Genomic DNA, 313 nt, shown 5'->3' with positions numbered 1-313 from the left:
TCTACACTATCTGCCATAGTGTCTAGTTCTGTTTTTTCCATATAAATACTTCTACTTGGAAATGCAACAGACACACCTTCTTCTTCTAAAATACCCATTATTCTTAAATTAATTTCCTCCCTAACACGTAAAAATTCTTCCCACTGCGTTGTCTTCGTAAAGAAGTATAGGAAAATATCAAGACTACTAGTATTAAAGGCATGAAAACGTACCATTATTAACTCTTGATGTATTTCATCGTGGTTTCGAAGCATGTCATCTATTTTTTCCACACATCGCTCAATTTTTTCCTTAGGAGTGGAATACTTCACTC

Annotated in this window: 1 pseudogene; it reads right to left on the bottom strand. The window is 34.2% G+C overall.

The window, feature by feature from the left end:
- Positions 1-272, bottom strand: a pseudogene (locus AOA61_RS24610) (mechanosensitive ion channel domain-containing protein); the annotation flags it as partial.
- Between the last annotated feature and the right edge of the window lie 41 nt (positions 273-313).

It is taken from the genome of Pseudomonas sp. 2995-1, from assembly GCF_002742505.1.
Taxonomy (GTDB): domain Bacteria; phylum Pseudomonadota; class Gammaproteobacteria; order Pseudomonadales; family Pseudomonadaceae; genus Aquipseudomonas; species Aquipseudomonas sivasensis.
The sequence above is the reverse complement of the archived record's forward strand: the minus strand, read 5'-3'. Positions and strand labels throughout refer to the sequence as shown.